We start from the raw sequence: 18,339 nt of genomic DNA on the forward strand, positions 1-18,339 counted from the left end.
GGTCCCTTTTGCGAGGGTGCATTTCCGTCGCGGTTTCGACCGGCGGAAGGGCGTCGTCGCCGTCGGGACGAATGGTGCGCCCCATAAATTCGTGATATAGTCTTGTCTCTCAAGTCGATTCCCCTAGCCATCAGAGGACGAAACAAGCGATGCCCCAGGTCTTCCACCCGAGTGCCAACACGCTCTCGCGCGTGGTCTTGTTCAGCCTTGTGGTCGGGCCGGCGGCTCTGCTGGGGCTGGTCTACCTCTTGGTTCGCTCCCCCTACCAGACGCAGGTTCGCGTGGTCCGCGAACAGCCGGTGCAGTTCTCGCACGAGCACCACGTCAATGGTCTGGGGATCGACTGCCGCTTCTGCCATACGTCCGTGGAAACCGCCGCGTCGGCCGGCATGCCCGCGACTCACACGTGCATGACGTGTCATTCGCAGATCTGGTCTGACAGCCCGTTGCTCGAGCCCGTCCGGGCCAGCATGAAGAACCAAGAGCCCCTGGCCTGGGCTCGAATCCACGACCTGCCCGACTTCGTGTATTTCCATCACGGAATCCACGTTCAGAAGGGGGTCGGCTGCGTCGAGTGCCACGGCCGCATCGACAAGATGCCGCTGGCCTGGAGAGAGAAGCCCTTGACCATGGAATGGTGCCTCGAGTGCCACCGCAATCCCGAGCCTCGACTGCGTCCCAAGGACGACGTCTTCGCGATGGATTGGGAGCCCCCCGCGGACAGCGGGCTCGCGCTGGGTCGCGAGCTCCTTCAGAAGAATCATGTGGAGGTCGGCCAGTTGACGAACTGCTCGATTTGTCATCGATGAATAAATCACCAGACGACGTCGACAAGCCTTTGACCCTCTCCGAGCTGATGCGCGGCGCTCAAGCCGTCTCCGAGCCCGAAGCCCAGGGGCCCCGCTACTGGCGGAGCCTCTCCGAGCTGGCCGACGACGGGACCTTCACCGAGGAGGTCGCGCAAGCGGTCGCCGGCGTGAGGGGCGCGATCGAGGGACTCGACGACGCCAGCCGCCGTCGGTTCATGAAGCTCATGGGTGCCTCGTTCGCCCTCGCGGGCGTCGCCGGCTGCTCCGTGCAGCCGGTCGAAACGATCGTGCCCTACGTCGAGCAGCCCGAGTCGATCGTGCCGGGCAAGGCCATGTACTTCGCCACGGCGTCCGCGCTGGGGGGCGACGGCGTGGGCCTGCTGGTCGAGAGCCAGATGGGTCGGCCGATCAAGATCGAAGGCAACCCCACGCACCCGGCCAGCCAGGGGGCGACCGACGTCTTCTCGCAGGCCGAAATCCTCTCGCTCTACGACCCCGACCGCTCGCAGATCGTCATCCACGACGGCCGCGTCGACACCTGGGAACACTTCCTGGGCTTCGCCATCGACCTTCGCGAGAAGCAGCGCGAGGGCAAAGGCAAGGGCCTGCGGATCTTGACCCGTTCGGTCTCGTCCCCCACCCTGGCCGATCAGATCCAACGGCTGCTCAAGGAGCTGCCCGAGGCCCGATGGCACAGCTATGAGGCGGTGACTCGCGACACCGTCCGCCAGGGCGCCAAGCTGGCCTTCGGCGAGCCGCTCGAGCCCGTCTACAACTTCGCCAAGGCCGACGTCGTCGTCTCGCTCGACGCCGACTTCCTGGGCTCGGGCCCCGGCCGGCTGCCCTACGCCCGCGCCTTCGCGGATCGTCGCGCCCAGGGCGAGGTCGTCGAGAAGGCCTCAGCCCAGACGATGAACCGGCTGTACGCGATCGAATCCACGCCGACGCTCACCGGTGCCATGGCCGATCATCGCCTCCCGCTGTCGGCGCGCGACGTCGCCCACGCGGCCCTGGCGATCGCCCAGGCGCTGAAGGTCGAAGGCGCGCCGGCCGCCGATCCCAAGCGGCTGGAAAGCCAGGCCTCCTGGCTGGCGGCCCTGGCCGCCGATCTTGGAGGGCGACGCGGCAAGAGCCTGGTCGTCGCCGGCGACTCGCAGCCGGCCGAGGTTCACGCGCTGGTCTTCGCGATCAACGCCGCCCTCGGCAACGTCGGCGAGACGGTGAACTTCTTTCCGCCGACCCAGCAGGGGCCGACCGACCAGATCGGCTCGCTCGTCGAGCTGGTCCGCGACATCGAGAAGGGCGCGGTCGACACGCTCGTGATCCTGGGGGCCAACCCCGTTTACGAGACGCCGGCCGACCTGAAGTTCGCCGAGGCGCTCAAAAGCCCCAAGCTCAACGTTCGGGTCCATCTCGGGCTTTACGACGACGAGACGGCCGCCCTCTGCAACTGGCACCTGCCCGAGGCCCACTTCCTCGAATCCTGGGGCGACGTTCGCGCCTTCAACGGCGCCGTGACGATCCAGCAGCCGCTGATCGCGCCTCTGTACAAGGGCAAGACCTCGAACGACGTGCTGGCCGCGCTGCTGGGACAGGGCGACCTGCCCGGCCTCGAGATCGTCCGGTCGTACTGGAAGGGCCGACTGCCGGCCGCGACGTTCGAGGAAACCTGGCGGAAGGCGCTGCAAGACGGCGTCGTCGCCGAGCCGGCCGACGCGGTCGCCAAGCCGAAGCCCGCCGCCGCGGCGAAGCTCGACCAGGTGAAGTTCGCCGCCGGAGCGGTCGACGGCCTTGAGATCGTCTTCCGTCCCGACCCGACGATCTGGGACGGCCGATACGCCAACAACGGCTGGCTCCAAGAGCTGCCCAAGCCGATGACCACGTTGACCTGGGAGAACGCGGCCCTGGTCAGCCCCGCCCTCGCCAAGCGGCTGGGGCTGGTGAACAACCAGATCGTCAGCCTCGAATTCCGCAGCACGCTCGTCGAGGCGCCCGTCTGGATCACTCCGGGGCAGGCCGACGATTCGGTGACGGTCCACCTCGGCTACGGCCGCGCGAAGGCCGGCCGCGTGGGGACCGGGATCGGCTTCAACGCCTACCTGCTGAGGCGCTCCGACGCCCTCTGGTTCAGCGACGGTCTGAAGCTCACGCCCACGATGCGGACGCATACGCTGGCGATCACCCAGCACCACCACGACATGGCCGGTCGCGACATCGTCCGCGCGTCGACCGTCGACGCGTTCCATGAGAAGCTCGAACACGGCCATGACGAGGCGAAGCACGCGGCCCACCACGGCCTGAGCCTCTACCCCGACCCGCCGGTCCCGCAAAGCGAGGACTACGCCTGGGCGATGGCGATCGACCTCAACCGCTGCATCGGCTGCGGCGCCTGCACCATCGCCTGCCAGGCCGAGAACAACATCCCGATCGTGGGCAGGGACCAGGTCCTCAACTCGCGCGAGATGCACTGGATTCGCGTGGACCGGTACTACGAGGGCGAAGACTCGGCCAACCCGTCGACCTACTTCCAGCCGGTTCCGTGTATGCACTGCGAGAAGGCCCCCTGCGAGCTGGTCTGCCCGGTCGAGGCGACGACGCACAGCGACGAGGGCCTTAACGAGATGACCTACAACCGCTGCGTCGGCACGCGGTATTGCGGCAACAACTGCCCCTACAAGGTCCGCCGCTTCAACTTCCTCCAGTACAGCGACAAGACGACGCCGAGCCTCAAGCTGCTGAACAACCCCGACGTGACGGTCCGGATGCGGGGCGTCATGGAAAAGTGCACCTACTGCGTGCAGCGGATCAACGAGGCGCGGATCAACGCCCAGATCGAAGACCGCAAGATCGGCGGCGACGAGGTGGTGACCGCCTGTCAGGGCGCCTGCCCGACGCGCGCCATCGTCTTCGGCAACATGAAAGATCCCGAGAGCTCCGTGGCGAAGGCCCGCAAGTCGCCCCGCCACTACGCTTTGCTGGCCGAGCTCGGCACCCTGCCCCGCACCACGTACCTGACCAGGCTGAGCAACCCCAGCCCGGCGGACGCCGCCGAGAAGAAAGCCGAGAACCCCGTGGAACCCCGACATGGCTAAACTGGATCACGAGATCGGCCGGCGAGACGCCCTTCCTCCGGTCCTGGCGCCTGGGCACACGTACGGGACGGTCACGGCCAAGATCAGCTCGCTCGTTCTGACGCGCCCCTACAACTGGCGATGGGCCGTCGGCATGGGCGTCGGCTCGTCGCTTCTCATCGTCTTCTTCATCGCGGTGTCTTATCTCCTCTACATGGGGACGGGCATCTGGGGCATCAACGCCCCGGTGATGTGGGGATGGGCGATCATCAACTTCGTCTGGTGGGTCGGCATCGGCCACGCCGGAACGCTGATTTCGGCCATCCTGCTGCTTTTGAAGCAGGAGTGGCGGACCTCGATCAACCGGTTCGCCGAGGCGATGACGCTGTTCGCCGTGGCCTGCGCGGGCATGTTCCCGCTCTTGCACATGGGCCGTCCCTGGAAGTTCTACTGGTTGATGCCCTACCCCAACACGATGGCCCTGCTGCCGCAGTGGCGCAGTCCGCTGGTGTGGGACGTCTTCGCGGTGTCCACCTACGCGACGGTCTCGGCCTTGTTCTGGTACGTGGGGCTGATCCCCGACCTTGCGACGCTCCGCGACCGCTCCAAGAACCGCTATGCGCAGATCCTCTACGGGTCGCTCGCGCTGGGCTGGCGGGGCTCGGCCCGGCACTGGGCCCGATACAAGAGCGCTTACATCCTGCTGGCCGGCCTGGCGACGCCGCTGGTGGTCTCGGTGCACACGGTCGTGGCCCTCGACTTCGCGGCCTCGGTGATCCCGGGATGGCACACGACGATCTTCCCCCCCTACTTCGTGGCGGGCGCCATCTTCTCCGGGTTCGCGATGGTGGTGACGCTCTGCGTGCCGCTCCGGGCCGTCTTCGACCTGAAGGATTTCATCACCGACCGCCACCTAGACAACATGGCGAAAGTCATCCTGGCGACCGGCATGATCGTCGGCTACGGCTACGGGATCGAGGCCTTCATCGCCTGGTACAGCGGCAACCCGTACGAAGAATTCACCCTGCTCGGGAAGGGAAGGCCGTTCGGCCCCTACGCCTTCGCGTACTGGTTCATGCTCTGCTGCAACGTGGGGATTCCCCAGTTCCTCTGGTTCCCGGCGATCCGCCGGAACGCGATGACGCTCTGGGTGATCTCGCTGATCGTGAACGTCGGCATGTGGCTGGAGCGGTACGTGATCGTCGTCACCAGCCTGAGCCAGGACTTCCTGCCGTCGTCCTGGGCGATGTACAGCCCCACCCGGTGGGACGTGGCGACTTATCTCGGAACGCTCGGCCTGTTCCTGTTCCTCCTGTTCCTGTTCCTCCGGTTCCTGCCGGTGATCGCGATCGCGGAGATGCGCGAGCTCGTGCATGAGAAGCACGACCACGCCGGGCATGGACACGGACCTTCGGCCGTCGAGATGCACGGAGAGACGCGATGAGCGGCGAACGAAGCTCCGACAACCACGACGTTTACGGCCTGATGGCCGAGTTCGACAGCCCCAAGCGGCTGATCGAGGTGACCCAGAGCGCCTACGACCGCGGCTTCCGGCTGATGGAAGCCTACACCCCCTTCCCCGTGGAAGGGCTCGACCTGGCGCTCGGTTACTATCGCAACAAGGTCCCTCTGACCGTCTTCGCGGGGGCCGTCCTGGGAGGGCTCTCGGGGTTCCTGCTGCAGTGCTGGTCGGCGATGTACTACTACCCGCACAACATCGCGGGCAAGCCGTTGTACAGTTGGCCGGCGTTCATCCCGATCACGTTCGAGACGACGATTCTGGGAGGGGCGTTCGCGGCGGTCTTCGGCATGCTCTATTACAACGGACTGCCGCGGCTCTACCATCCGGTCTTCAACGTGCCGGAGTTCGTGCTGGCCTCCGACGACCGCTTCTTCCTCTGCATCCAGTCTCGCGACCCGTTGTTCGACCCCAAGGAGACGCTCGGGTTCCTTGAGACCTGCGGCCCGAGAGTGATTTCCGTTGTACCCTACTAGTTCGTTCCTCGAATCAGACACGCTCACGATGCGCTCAAACACACTCGCCGCTCGCGCCTGGTTCGCGTCGGACCGCTGGTCGCGCTGGCTTGCCGCCGGCGTAGTCCTGGCCGCCTTCTCGGGCTGCCAGGACATGTACGACCAGCCCCGCTACGAGCCGTTCGAGGCCAGCACGTTTTTTGAAGACGGCGCCTCGTCTCGACCGCTGGTCGCCGGCACGGTCCCTCGGACCGACCCGCGCAACCTGCCCGACGTCCCGGACCGCAACCTGCTGCTCACCGGCTTGAAGGACGGCCTCCCCTCGCGGTCGGCCCCCTTCCCGGTCGATCAGGCGGTGCTCGAGCGCGGCCAGGGACGCTACCGCATTTACTGCGCGCCTTGCCACGGCGAGGTCGGCGACGGCAAGGGGATCATCGTTCAGCGCGGCTTCACGCCGCCGCCGAGCTACCACGACGATCGGCTCAGGGAGGCCCCCCTGGGCCACTTCTTCCAGGTGATCAGCGAGGGCCACGGCGCCATGTATTCGTTCGCGGCGCGAATCGCCCCTCAGGATCGATGGGCCGTCGCCTCCTACATCCGGGCGCTTCAGCTCAGCCAGAACGCCAAGGTTTCGGATCTGCCTCCCGAAGACCAGGGCCAGCTTCAGGAGGCCTCGAAATGAGCTTCGACACCGACCTCGCGTCCGCGACCGCCGGCGCCGATCTGCAAGCGCAATTCGACGCCGTTCAGAAGCGCGCCCTCACGGCCGGCGCGATCGGCCTGGGGCTGAGCCTCGTCGGCGGGCTGATTTGGCCGTCCACGGTCCTCCCGGCGTACCTCGTCGCGGTCCTCTTCTGGACGGGGATCTCCCTGGGCTCGATCGGGCTGACCTTCCTGCACCACCTGGTGGGCGGCTCGTGGGCCCTCCCGTTGCGGCGGCCGTTCGAGGCCGGGGCGTTCCTGATCGTCTTGATGGCGGTCTTCTTCGCGCCGATCCTGCTGGGGCTTCGTTCCATCTACATCTGGACCAACCCCGAGGCCATCGCCCACAACGAGGCGATCCGGCACAAGGTGGAGGTCATCAAGTTCCTGACGCCGTCGTTCTTCACGATCCGCACGCTCGCCTACTTCGCGATCTGGATCGTGGCGGCCTTGGTGCTCAACTTCTGGTCGCGAGCCCAGGACGGCCGAACGGACGACGCGCCCAGCCGCCGGCTCTACGTGGTCAGCGGCCCGGCCATCGTGCTGATGTTCCTGTCGGCGACGTTCGCGGCGTTCGACTGGGGGATGTCGCTCGACCCGGATTGGTATTCGTCGATCTACGGCGCCATGTTCATCGTCGGCGAGCTGCTGTCGACCCTGGCCCTGATGACCGTGATCGCGCTGCGGCTGTCGGCCTTCGAGCCGATGCGGCGGGCCGTGACCCCCGATCGGCTCAACGACGTCGGCAACCTGCTGCTGGCGTTCACGATGCTCTGGGCTTACATGACGGTGTCGCAGTTCCTGATCATCTGGCTGGGCAACATCGGGGAAGAAGTCTCCTGGTACCTCCGCCGGACGCGGGGAGTGTGGGGCGCCGTCTCGCTGGCCCTCATCGTCTTCCAGTTCTTCGCGCCGTTCCTCGCGCTCTTGAACCGCGAGACCAAGCGCAAGGCGGAGTGGGTGCTGCCGATCGCCTTGTGGATTCTGGTGATGCGGGTAGTCGAGCTCGGCTGGCTGGTGCTGCCCGCGTCGTCCGAGATCGGCGTCGCGCGGTTCCCGTGGGGGAGCATCCCCTGGATCTTGACGTCGATGGTGGGCGTCGGCGGCGTCTGGATCGCCGCGTTCGTCTGGCGGCTGCGGTCGGCCCCGCTGATTCCGCTCCACGACCCGAGGATCATGGCCGCCCTCGAGCATTCCGGTGAGGTCCTCGTATGAGCGACATGCAGCCCCAGGGCGTATTCAAATCCCCCGCCGATCTTGAGACCTTCCACGAGACGACCGACCTCGACCTCAAGGGGGTCGTCGTCTTCACGATCGCGCTCATCCTTATGTGCGTGGCGGCGTTCGTCGGACTCAAGATCATGATGGACCAGTTCGCGGTCGAGGAGAAGGCCGAGAAGGCGCGGACGCCGTCACGGCTGATCGTCGACGCGCCGATCGCCGGACCTCGGCTCCAGGCCGATCCGGGCCGGGAACGGATCGAGATCACCGAGCGTGATCTGGGCCGGCTCAATTCGTACGGCTGGATCGACGCGAAGGCCGGCTCGGCCCACATTCCGATCGACCGCGCCATCGCCATCCTGGCGAAGTCGGGACTGCCCCGGCGCGGCAAGGTCGATATGTTCCACCCCCGGCCGGGCTCGTCGAAGACCGCCGCGGCTGAACCCGAGGCCAAGCCCGCCGACGCCAAGGCCAAAGCCGAACCCGACGCGGGGGCGAAGCCATGACGAAGCCGCCGATCGTCTTCTTCCGCGCCGTCGTGCTGGTCGTCGTCTTCACGGCCGTCGCTTCGACGTCGCGGGCGGAGAGCCAGCAGTTCGCCACCGCGGCGTCGCAGGTGGGCTTCGATCAGCGGCTCGGCGAGCAGGTCCCCCTGGACCTCGTCTTCCGCGACGAGGCCGGAGTCGAAGCCCCCTTGGGCTCGTACTTCGGCCGGCGTCCGGTGGTCCTGGCCCTCGTCTTCCACCGCTGCCCGCTGCTCTGCAACCAGGTTTTGACGGGACTGACGCGAAGCCTCAAGCCCCTGCCGCTCGGAGCGGGGGTCGACTTCGACGTCGTGGCCGTCAGCATCGACCCGGGAGATACGCCCGAGGTCGCCGGGCGGAAGAAGGCGGGCTACCTGGAACGCTACGATCGGCCCGGCAGCGAGGCCGGTTGGCATTTCCTGACCGGCCGCAAGGAGGCGATCGACGCGCTGTGCCAGGCGGTCGGCTTCAAGTACGTCTACGACCCTCAGAAACAGCTTTTCGCTCATGCCGCGGGCGTCGTGGTCCTGACCCCCGGCGGCCAGGCCGCGCAGTATTTCTACGGCATCGAGTATCCCTCGAAGGAGCTGGACGGGGCGATCCGACGGGCGGCCTCCGGGCGCATCGGCTCGCGAATCGCGAAGCTGCTCCTGCTCTGCTACGACTACGATGCGGCGACCGGCAAGTACACGCTCTCGATCGTCCGCCTGCTCCGCGTCTTCGGGACTCTCACGGCTCTGTCGCTGGGCGTCTATCTCTTCATGATGTTCCGGCGCGAGCGCCTCGGACGGTTGGGGGACGAGCCCCGCCCCGAGGGCGCGGCGACGACGGCTGTTCCCGGCCCCGGGCTCTGATCTGAAACAAGGTGTTCATTCATGTGGGATTTCCCTCTGTTCCCGGAGCAGGCATCGTCCAACGCCCAGAAGGTGGACGCGCTGATGCTTTTCGAGGTCGGGATCCTTCTGTTCTTCACGATCCTGATCTGCGTCTTGATCCTCGTTTTCAGCCTGCGGTTCCGCCGCGGCGCCCGGGTCGACCGGTCGCACCCGCCGACGCACGGCAAGGCGATGGAGACGGTCTGGATCATCGTCCCCTTGCTGATCTCGATCGTGATGTTCGTCTGGTCGACGCGGCTCTTCTTCGAGCTGTACGAGGCGCCGCCCGACGCCGCCGAGATCTCGGTCGTCGGCAAGCAGTGGATGTGGTATTTGCAGCATCCCCAGGGCCGCGCCGAGACCAATGAGCTGCACGTTCCCCTGGGCCAGGCGGTGAAGCTGAACATGACCTCGCAAGACGTCATCCACAGCTTCTTCATCCCGGCGTTCCGGATCAAGCAGGACGTGCTCCCCGGCCGCTACACGTCGCTTTGGTTCCGGCCCACCAAGGTGGGGGTCTACGACCTGTTCTGCGCCGAGTACTGCGGCACGAACCACTCGATCATGATCGGCAAGGTCCACGTGATGGAGCCGGCCGACTACGAACAATGGCTGTCGGCCAAGGGGGTCGGGCCGTCGCAGGCCGAGGAGGGCGAGCAACTGTTCGTCCAGCACCACTGCGCGGGCTGCCACCGGGGCAGTCAGACGGTCAACGCCCCCCGCCTGGAAGGGGTCTATGGCAAGCCGGTGCCGATCCAGAAGGGCAAGGACGTGGGCTTCGTCACGGCCGACGACCGTTACATCCGCGACTCGATCCTGATGCCCAAGTCGGAGGTCGTCGCCGGATACGAACCGCTCATGCCGTCGTACAAAGACCAGATCAGCGAGCCGGACCTGCTCAAGATCATCGCGTACATCAAATCCATCGCCACTCGGGAGACGAGTCAATGAGCGCCCCGGCTGTTGTTGTCGAAGATCCGCCCGAGGACTACTTACAAGAGCACACGCTCAAGTCGTGGCTGCTGACGACGGACCACAAGCGGGTCGGGATCCTGTACATGATCTCGGTCACGGTGTTCTTCTTCGTCGGCGGGGCCGCGGCCACGCTGATGCGGCTGGAGTTGATGACCCCGCAGGGGGACGTGCTGGCGACGCCGGACGCCTACAACCGGCTGTTCACGATGCACGGCGTGATCATGATCTTCTTCTTCCTGGTGCCGGCGATCCCATCGGTGCTGGGGAACTTCCTGCTGCCGCTGATGATCGGGGCGCGCGACCTGGCGTTCCCCAAGATCAACCTGCTGAGCTGGTACGTCTACATGGTCGGCGGCGTGATGGGGATCTGGATCATGATCTTCGGCGGCGTCGACACCGGGTGGACGTTCTACACGCCGTTCAGCACGATGTACTCGAACACCATGGTGGTGACGGCGGCGGTGGCGGTGTTCATCACCGGTTTCTCGTCGATCCTCACCGGACTCAACTTCATCGTCACGGTGCACACGATGCGGGCGCCGGGGATGACCTGGTTCCGGCTCCCCCTGTTCGTCTGGTCGCACTACGCGACGAGCCTCATCATGGTGCTGGGGACGCCCGTGCTGGCGATTTCGGTCATCCTGATAGCCCTTGAGAGGCTGTTCGGCGTCGGAATCTTCGACCCGGCCATCGGGGGGGATCCGATCCTCTTCCAGCACCTGTTCTGGTTCTACTCGCACCCGGCGGTCTACATCATGGTGTTGCCGGGCTTCGCCGTGGTCAGCGAGATCATCCCGTGCTTCGCGCGGCGGCCGATCTTCGGCTACAAGTTCATCGCCTTCGCCAGCGTCGCGATCGCGGTCTTCGGCTTCCTGGTCTGGGGCCACCACATGTTCGTCTCCGGCCAGTCGATGTACGCCGGCACGATCTTCTCGATCCTCAGCTTCCTGGTCGCCATCCCGTCGGCCATCAAGGTGTTCAACTGGACGGCGACCCTGTACAAGGGCTCGCTCCGGTTCGACACTCCGATGCTCTACGCCCTGGGCTTCATCGGCCTGTTCACGATCGGCGGCCTGACGGGACTGATGCTCGCCTCGCTGGCGATCGACGTACACGTCCATGACACCTACTTCGTCGTGGCCCACTTCCATTACATCATGGTCGGCGGCACGGTCATGGCCTACCTGGGGGGCATCCACTTCTGGTGGCCCAAGATCAGCGGCCGGATGTATCCCGAGATCTGGGGCAAGCTGTCGGCCCTGCTGGTGTTCGTGGGGTTCAACCTCACGTTCTTCCCCCAGTTCCTCTTGGGCTACCTCGGCATGCCCCGGCGCTACTACGAGTACCGCCCCGAATTCCAGGTGCTCAACGTCATGTCGACGGCGGGCGCCTCGATCCTGGCAGTCGGCTACGTTTTGCCACTGTTCTACTTGCTGCTCTCGCTCCGCAAGCCAGCGAACGCGGGGCCCAATCCGTGGGGCGCGACGGGCCTCGAATGGCAGGTTGAATCTCCGCCGTCGGTCCACAACTTCCATGAGCCGGTCGTGGTGACCTGCGAACCCTACATGTACTCGCCCGAGGAGGCGGAACGGGAATATGCACACGACCAGCGCGTCCACAACGCTTGACGAGAGCCAGCCGCTGCTTCTGTCGCATTTCGACGACCTCGAGCAGCAGCATAATGCATCGAACCTGGGCATGTGGTTCTTCCTCGCCACCGAGGTCATGTTCTTCAGCGGCCTGATCGCGGCGTACACCGTGTATCGGGCGCTCTCGCCCGAGGCGTTCCACCTGGCGAGCCGCCACATGAACAGGGTGCTGGGCTTCGTCAACACCCTAGTGCTCTTGAGCAGTAGTCTCACGATGGCCATGGCCGTCCGCGAATCGCAGCTCGGTAACAAGAAGCGGGTCGTCTGGTTCCTGGTCGCCACGGCGGTCCTGGGTGTGGGGTTCCTGGGGATCAAGGCCGTCGAGTACTCGATCGAGATCCACCATCACCTGCTGCCCGGAGCGCACTTCCAGATCCCCTCGGAAGACCTCACGGAAATGAAGGAAGTGAGTTCGACGCCGGAGGAATTGGGCCTCCTCAAGGGTCGCTTCCAGATGATGTTCGTGCTCTACTTCTTCCTGACGGGCGTCCACGCGTTTCACATGATCGTCGGCATCGTGATCGTCTTGATCATGGCGAATCTCATGAGGATAGGTTGGTTCTCCGGCCATGGAACCACCCAAATCGAGGTGACCGGCCTCTACTGGCACTTCGTCGACGTCGTCTGGGTGTTCCTCTACCCGTTGCTCTACCTGATCGACTGACCACGATAGACGCAAAGATCAAGACCATGACGCATCATATTATCTCGGTACGTACCTACGTCCTCATCTACCTCGCTCTGATGGTGCTCCTCGTCGCGACTGTGGGGGCGTCGTTCCTGCCGCTGGGTGGGGCCCACCTGCCGGTCGCGATGACGATCGCCGTGATCAAGGCCGTGCTGATCGTGCTGTTCTTCATGCACGTCTATTACAGCAGCCGGCTCACCTGGGTCGTGTCGGTGGCCTCGTTCCTCTGGCTGGGCCTGCTGCTCGCCTTCCTGATCGCCGACTACTTCTCGCGCGGTTGGCTCGACATCCCCGGCAAGTGACGGATAAACTCGGGACGAGCCGACGAAGCGCCGCGACCTCCACGCGGCCCGGCTCGGAGGCCGTCCCGAGATGAACGCCACGTTTCGCCACCGGCGGTCGAACCGTACGACGGGCTTGTGGTGCGGATTGGGGTCCTCGGCCTGGGCGGTCTTCGCCGCCTGGGTCGCCATGACGGCCCCGAACATCTCCAACCGGCTCGCGGCCGGCGCTTTCCTGGCGGGCGTCCCGCTCGCGATGACGACCCTTTCGCTCTGGATTTTGGCGGCCTACCGGCACGAACGGCTGACGATCCAAGGAAATCAAATCGCCCACAAGGGCGTGACCCGGCGCAAGGAGATCGACCTCGCGCGGGTAATCGAGGCGCGGTGGCGCTTGCCCCTGCCGGGCAGCGTCGTGCTCCGCGACGCCTCGACGCGGCTGGCGATTCCCTTCTCGAACTATGAGGACGACGACGTCGAGCGGATCGTCGCCCACCTGCGATTCGCACTCCCTCCCGAGATCCAGACCAACTGGAACCTCTTCGCCTACAAGGCTGACGCCCGCCGCGAACGATCGAACCGCACCAAGCCCAGCGCTGATGAAATCCTCGTGGACCGCAAGCGATGGGACCGGTTCTTCACCCCCGTGCTGGTGTTCTACCTGCTCGCGGTGGCCGTGAACACTTACATTATCAAGGGCGATTTTCGTCCCCTGCTCGTCGCCCCCGTGCCTATCGTCGCTCTCTGGCTCTTGTTCAGGATGATGACGCCCGCCAAGGGGACCGTGACGCAAAAACTGTCGAAATCGGCTGACCCAGACCTCTACCACCTCCTTGTCGTCACGGCCGTCACGTTGTCGTCGGCACTCTTAGGTCTTGTGACAGTCGAGCGCCTACGGCCTCGCCTGGCCCACCCTAACCCGATCATGATCGTTTGGACGTTCGCCTGCTTGATGATCTTTCTGTTCGAAGGCCACCGCCTGGACCGCCGCAAGTCGCGCCGCGACCGCGAGGCCGCCGACGCCGCTGCCAAGGCGCGCAGCGAGGCCCTCGACGACTCCGGATGGTTGAGTCCGTAGCGGAAAAATCCTCCTCCTCCTCCGCTCCGCGCGTAGAATATCGTAGGTTGGCGTTGCAACCCCGGTGGTCACGCCGGGAAGGCGTCACAGGGGAGGAAGAAATGATCAGGAACCTGAGGCAGATCGGGAATAGTTGCGGTCTCATCATCGACCGCCCGATTTTGCAGATCCTCAATCTGGACGTGGGATCGGCCGTCGACATCGCCCTCGCCCCCGACGGCAAGGGGCTGTTGCTCACCCCTGTAAACGGAACGGAAGCCGACGCGAAAGCCGCTCACAAAGCCCGGGTGCGCGAGGCGGCCGGAGAGGTCATGAAGCGTCACGCGAGCGTTTTCAAGAAGCTCGCTGAATGAGCTTGGTATTCCTCGAAGCCAATGATACGCATTGCCCAATACTGTAGAACAAGCGACCCGCCCCCACCTCGCCGGTTCGGCGAAGCAGGATCGGGCCGTTGTTCTGTTCGATCGCGCGAGCGTTGGGCTTCAGCGATTAGACGTGACTGTGACTGGGGCTGGGGATCGCGGGGATTTCGAGGTTCGGCGCAACCTGATCGCGGAGGTCCTCGATGGCGTCGCGCGCGGCTTCGCCGATCTGGCCGAACGTCATCCCGGTGGCGTCGCCACCCAGCTTGAGTGCCAGGTAATCTTCGGCGAGCCCGAGCAGGGTTCCGGAGACGCCGAGGCCGCGAGTCAGCGCGATCCGGGCGATTGGCGCCACGCTGGCCACTCCAGCGGCGACGATCGCGCCCGCGATGGGGACCGACGGGTCATCGTCCGCTCCGTCCTTCCTCATGCTCTCGCGGGCCACCCAGGCGCCGGCCAGCGTGTGAGGGATCAACATGACGGGACGATAGCCGCGCGGCAAGACGCCCACCTTGGCGAGGGCCATCTCCCCCAACGCTCCCAGGATCCAGTTCCCAGCGTTCGGGCCGCGCCGCGAGGTCTCCAGGAAGGCCGGTCCCATGGTCGCCCTCAAGCCGCTGACCGCCGCCAGCGTCATCGCCCGCCCGAAAGGCGTCGTCGTCTCCATCATCGTCGCGTCTCCCAATCCAGATTCGGATGTCCGTGTCACGCGTCGCGTCGGAAATTCCGAAACGCAAGAACCGTGCCGGACTTCGGATCAGTGCCTGTGGGCCGCTCCGGCCGCCTCGTGCTCGGCGCAAGCCGCGCAGCAGAAGACGTGGCCCGCCTCGCCGACCCCGTGGCCGATCACCCGACAGCCGCAGTGGCTGCACGCGGGGGCCAGCGCGTGGATCGCGCATTCGAAGCAATCGAACGTGTGATCGCGCCCTTCCATCGTAACCGTAAACGCCTTTTCATAGCTGTTGCCGCAGACTTCGCACGTCGCCATGACGACTCTCCTCTTCGGCAAGAGACGATTCTCGAGACTCGAGATCAACCGCGCTTCACGCCGCTGGTCCAGGCCGGCGGATCGCTGGCCGGGAACGAATCCTCGGAATTCCGCTGGACTGCGTCCTTGGAATCTTCGGCTCTCCGGTAAGCCTGCTCGTCGTGTCGTCGACGTCGCCCGGCCTTCGTGAACAGACCCGCGAACGCCTTCTTCACCGTCCGCGACGCGCCGTCCAGCCACAGGCGACCGCGCTGTGTCAGCAAGTGCGTACTCATGATCGACCTTCCACTTTCGTTCCCCGGTGACTTCTTCGAGCCGTGGGTCCGGCTCCTCGGAAGAACTGATGAGCAAACGCGATGCCGCAAGTCGCCACCGCCGGAAAACGAAGACGCCCCCCGAAGCGAGGACTTCGGAGGGCGTCTGGGGTCACCTGAATTTCGGCGAGCGGGGCTCTCGCCCTCTCAACGCCTCCTCGGCCGGTTCGTCATCCGGCCCTCGTTATTCATGCCCGATGCGAAATCATGGGCTCCTCCCTCCGAGCCTCCGGCTGTGTTACGGCCAAATCGGCCTCCGAGACTCCTGACGAAGTGGGCTCGCGCGCCGCCTCGACCCCGACCGCCGACGACGGAGTCGTTGGCGCTGATCGGGGCGGTGGGATCGGTGCTGGTCGGCGTCCCGGGATCGCTGCTGACGCGCGGGGCTTTGGTATCGCTGGTGGTGGCCGGCGTGGCGGTAGTGGTCCCCGAAACAGCGACGGCCGGCACGCCGGGATTGCTGCTCGTCGCCGAGCCATGCACGGAAGCGGTGACATGGCTGCCCATGCCGCCCCGGTCGATTCGACTGACCATGCCGCCGCCGAAGCCGCCGTCCCGGCCTCCGAAACCGCCGCCGAAGCCGCCCTGACCGACGGAGCCAACCGCGCCGCCCTGCGGAAGCGCGGCGAAGTCGGCCTGGACCGCGGTTTGATCAGCGGCGATCAAGGTCGCATCGTCGGCGGTGATCTTGGAATCCTTGATCGTCTGGACGAGGTCGGTGAACGTCTTGTCAATCACCGTCTGCGAGACGCTCGACCCGGCGAAGAGTGCGTTGAAACCAGTCTGCGCCTGGGTCGTGTCGGCACCGCCGGCCACGGCGGTGACCAGATTGTTGATCGCCGTCTGGAGGGTCTTGGGATCGAAATTGAGGCCAGCGGTCGTGATGTTCTGAGAGTCGGTCTTGAGCTGATCGAGGTCGTCGGAGGTCACGGCCGACTTGGCCGTCACGGCCTGCTGATCGGTTCGGAGTTTGTCGAGATCGGTCTGAAGCTGGCTGGATTGGGTTCCGCCGGCGGGTGCGGTGGAGGTGGAGGAAGGGATTGCGGTCGCGGTGGTGGTGGGAAGCGCCGTGACCCCCGCGTTGGCGAGGCTGGCCGTCAGGGCGTTTCCACCGGGCCCGGCGCCGTTGAACCCGCCGGGCGCGCCGGGGAATCCGGTGACGTTCATCGGTCCCCCCAACTTGTTGGGAAGCGCCGCCTGGGCCGCCGCGAAATCGGTGAGGTCGGTCGTCGTGATCTTGGAATCCTTGATCGTCTGGACGAGGTCGGTGAACGTCTTGTCGATGGTCGCCTGATCGACCTTCGACCCGCTGAACAGGGCGTTGAAGTCGGCCTGAGCCTGGGTCGTGTCAGCGCCGCCGGCGACAGCCGTGGCGAGCGAGCCGAGGACCGTTTGCAGGCTCTCGGTCTTGAGCCCGCCGCCGGCGGTCGCGATCGCTTGTGAGTCGGAAGTCAGAGCGGATAGATCGGCGACCGTGACCGCGGATTTCGCGGCCAACCCCTGGATCTTGGTCTGAAGCGTCTGCCAATCCGTGTCGGTCTGCGACGTCTGGCTCGCCCCCGACGCGGATTGCGTCTGACCGCCGCGCGGCCCTCCCGCATCCAGAACGGTCGTCACCACCCCGATCTGCGAGAGGCCCCCCAGTAGATCGGCGCCCCCCCAGTTCGAGAGCACCACCCGGCCTTCGAGCGACTCGCACGACGGGGCGCCCTGGCGGGTCGGCCGCTTGACGGCGTCGCTCGAATTCACGGCCCGCGCCGCTCTGTTGAACACCCGACGCACGGCATCCACCATCAATCCGTTGATCTTGGGACTCATCGTTTCCTCTCCTCCTGAGATTGCGATCGTAAATTGGCATGAACGGCGAAGCGCCGGGGATGATTCATGAAGATGTGTGGCAAGAACGGATTCACCAGACCAAGCGGAGCGGCCTCCCAGAAGCGCGCGCCGATCCGGTGATGGAATCCCCTCGACGAAACAAGGGCCGTCCAAGGCGCGCAGCGAGCCGACGTCCTTCCGCTCGCCGTTTCGCGCCCGATGGAATTGAGACGAAGAGAGGATTGCGGCGGAACGAGGTCCGGACTCGAACGACCGACGCGAGGCCCCGTTCGCCGCAATCCTCTTCGGGAAACCCGGGAGCGGGCTTTCACTTGTCGCCAAGCCGCCGGGGCTGACACCAACGAGGCCGTGGAGGGAAGATGCCGCGCCGGGTGCTTAACGGGGCGAGAAAAGCCCCCGACGCGGCGCCTCGTCGATCACCATCACCAGCGGAAACGCCCCGCCGAAGCGCGCGCCGATTTCGTAACTGCGCGGCAAACCCGCCTCGCCTCAATATGTGCTAAAGTTGAGGTGATTCGCGCGACGCCATCCGGGAGCTGCGGGCGGATCGAGTCAAGACCGAGTCCCCCGGCGGAGTTAGGAATTCGACTGGCTTGATTGAATCGTATGGGATACATTCTTTGCGCAAGGCTCGCATCCGCCTCGAAGGATTCATGGATGGATGCGACACCCTATCCCAGAGGGCGCAGTGATCCATGCGTCGACGTTCCGGATCCACGAGCCGCCGACCGAATCTTGACGTTCTCGAGAATCGCCATCTCTTGAGCAGCGTCATTCCGGGGACCCTCGCGCCCCCGTCCCTGGCAGCCCCCATCGTAGTGATCGTTAGCCGTGGCGCTTTCGCCCCCCCCTCGTCCGGCTTCTTCACGGCTTCCGCGTCCGGCGCTTTCGCAACTTCCTCGTCCGGCTTGGGTTGGGGGCTCACGGTTCCCAACAGGACCAGCCAAGGGTTTCCTTCCTGGAATCCAGCAGGATTCGGGAGCGGCCAC

18 protein-coding genes are annotated in these 18,339 nt (G+C 65.4%); 14 read left to right on the forward strand and 4 right to left on the reverse strand.

All coding sequences use genetic code 11. The features are described 5' to 3' along the window. Window positions 1–149 precede the first annotated feature (149 nt). The 14 genes from BSF38_RS29265 (at window position 150) to BSF38_RS29330 (ending at window position 14,200) form a co-directional block, all read left to right on the forward strand. A complete protein-coding gene (locus BSF38_RS29265) occupies window positions 150–809 on the forward strand; it encodes a cytochrome c3 family protein (RefSeq protein ID WP_076351706.1) in 660 nt (219 codons plus the stop codon). Continuing rightward, window positions 806–3,901, forward strand: a complete 3,096-nt coding sequence (locus tag BSF38_RS29270; RefSeq protein WP_083714046.1) for a TAT-variant-translocated molybdopterin oxidoreductase — start codon at window positions 806–808, stop codon at window positions 3,899–3,901. Before BSF38_RS29265 ends, BSF38_RS29270 begins: the two co-directional genes overlap by 4 nt. Further along, window positions 3,894–5,324 carry an NrfD/PsrC family molybdoenzyme membrane anchor subunit gene (gene nrfD, locus BSF38_RS29275; protein ID WP_076351708.1) on the forward strand — a complete coding sequence of 477 codons (1,431 nt, stop codon included), beginning with the start codon at window positions 3,894–3,896 and terminating at the stop codon, window positions 5,322–5,324. The genes BSF38_RS29270 and nrfD overlap by 8 nt, the downstream gene beginning before the upstream one ends. Next, window positions 5,321–5,875, forward strand: coding sequence for a DUF3341 domain-containing protein (locus tag BSF38_RS29280; protein ID WP_076351710.1), 555 nt, complete (start codon window positions 5,321–5,323; stop codon window positions 5,873–5,875). Before nrfD ends, BSF38_RS29280 begins: the two co-directional genes overlap by 4 nt. Window positions 5,876–5,903: 28 nt before the next feature. After that, on the forward strand, window positions 5,904–6,536 hold the full coding sequence (locus BSF38_RS29285) for a c-type cytochrome (RefSeq protein WP_076351712.1): 633 nt from the start codon (window positions 5,904–5,906) through the stop codon (window positions 6,534–6,536). Further along, window positions 6,533–7,771, forward strand: coding sequence for a hypothetical protein (locus BSF38_RS29290; RefSeq protein ID WP_076351714.1), 1,239 nt, complete (start codon window positions 6,533–6,535; stop codon window positions 7,769–7,771). The genes BSF38_RS29285 and BSF38_RS29290 overlap by 4 nt, the downstream gene beginning before the upstream one ends. Further along, window positions 7,768–8,283 (forward strand): hypothetical protein, encoded by a 516-nt coding sequence (locus tag BSF38_RS29295; RefSeq protein WP_076351716.1) that lies wholly within the window; start codon window positions 7,768–7,770, stop codon window positions 8,281–8,283. The genes BSF38_RS29290 and BSF38_RS29295 overlap by 4 nt, the downstream gene beginning before the upstream one ends. Further along, window positions 8,280–9,155, forward strand: coding sequence for an SCO family protein (locus BSF38_RS29300; protein ID WP_076351718.1), 876 nt, complete (start codon window positions 8,280–8,282; stop codon window positions 9,153–9,155). The genes BSF38_RS29295 and BSF38_RS29300 overlap by 4 nt, the downstream gene beginning before the upstream one ends. Window positions 9,156–9,176: 21 nt before the next feature. Further along, window positions 9,177–10,127: a cytochrome c oxidase subunit II gene (gene coxB, locus BSF38_RS29305; protein ID WP_076351720.1), complete on the forward strand. Its 951-nt coding sequence runs from the start codon at window positions 9,177–9,179 to the stop codon at window positions 10,125–10,127. After that, window positions 10,124–11,779 carry a cytochrome c oxidase subunit I gene (gene ctaD, locus BSF38_RS29310; protein WP_076351722.1) on the forward strand — a complete coding sequence of 552 codons (1,656 nt, stop codon included), beginning with the start codon at window positions 10,124–10,126 and terminating at the stop codon, window positions 11,777–11,779. The genes coxB and ctaD overlap by 4 nt, the downstream gene beginning before the upstream one ends. Further along, window positions 11,748–12,464 (forward strand): cytochrome c oxidase subunit 3 family protein, encoded by a 717-nt coding sequence (locus BSF38_RS29315; protein WP_076351724.1) that lies wholly within the window; start codon window positions 11,748–11,750, stop codon window positions 12,462–12,464. The genes ctaD and BSF38_RS29315 overlap by 32 nt, the downstream gene beginning before the upstream one ends. Before the next feature lie 26 nt (window positions 12,465–12,490). Then, a complete protein-coding gene (locus BSF38_RS29320) occupies window positions 12,491–12,790 on the forward strand; it encodes a cytochrome C oxidase subunit IV family protein (RefSeq protein WP_076351726.1) in 300 nt (99 codons plus the stop codon). 70 nt (window positions 12,791–12,860) lie between these two features. Further along, window positions 12,861–13,847, forward strand: coding sequence for a hypothetical protein (locus tag BSF38_RS29325; protein ID WP_145952408.1), 987 nt, complete (start codon window positions 12,861–12,863; stop codon window positions 13,845–13,847). A gap of 101 nt (window positions 13,848–13,948) precedes the next feature. Beyond that, complete coding sequence (locus BSF38_RS29330; protein WP_076351730.1) at window positions 13,949–14,200, forward strand: AbrB/MazE/SpoVT family DNA-binding domain-containing protein; 252 nt, start codon at window positions 13,949–13,951, stop codon at window positions 14,198–14,200. 136 nt (window positions 14,201–14,336) lie between these two features. Here the strand turns inward: BSF38_RS29330 and BSF38_RS29335 are convergent, their stop codons facing one another. From BSF38_RS29335 to BSF38_RS29350, 4 genes are all read right to left on the reverse strand, one after another. Further along, complete coding sequence (locus tag BSF38_RS29335; RefSeq protein WP_145952409.1) at window positions 14,337–14,879, reverse strand: hypothetical protein; 543 nt, start codon at window positions 14,877–14,879, stop codon at window positions 14,337–14,339. 87 nt (window positions 14,880–14,966) lie between these two features. Continuing rightward, on the reverse strand, window positions 14,967–15,197 hold the full coding sequence (locus tag BSF38_RS29340; protein WP_076351798.1) for a hypothetical protein: 231 nt from the start codon (window positions 15,195–15,197) through the stop codon (window positions 14,967–14,969). A gap of 44 nt (window positions 15,198–15,241) precedes the next feature. Next, complete coding sequence (locus tag BSF38_RS29345) at window positions 15,242–15,472, reverse strand: hypothetical protein (protein WP_145952410.1); 231 nt, start codon at window positions 15,470–15,472, stop codon at window positions 15,242–15,244. Between the two features lie 186 nt (window positions 15,473–15,658). Then, complete coding sequence (locus tag BSF38_RS29350) at window positions 15,659–17,329, reverse strand: hypothetical protein (RefSeq protein ID WP_076351736.1); 1,671 nt, start codon at window positions 17,327–17,329, stop codon at window positions 15,659–15,661. Between the last annotated feature and the right edge of the window lie 1,010 nt (window positions 17,330–18,339).

It is taken from the genome of Paludisphaera borealis, from assembly GCF_001956985.1.
In the GTDB taxonomy this organism is placed as follows: Bacteria; Planctomycetota; Planctomycetia; order Isosphaerales; family Isosphaeraceae; genus Paludisphaera; species Paludisphaera borealis.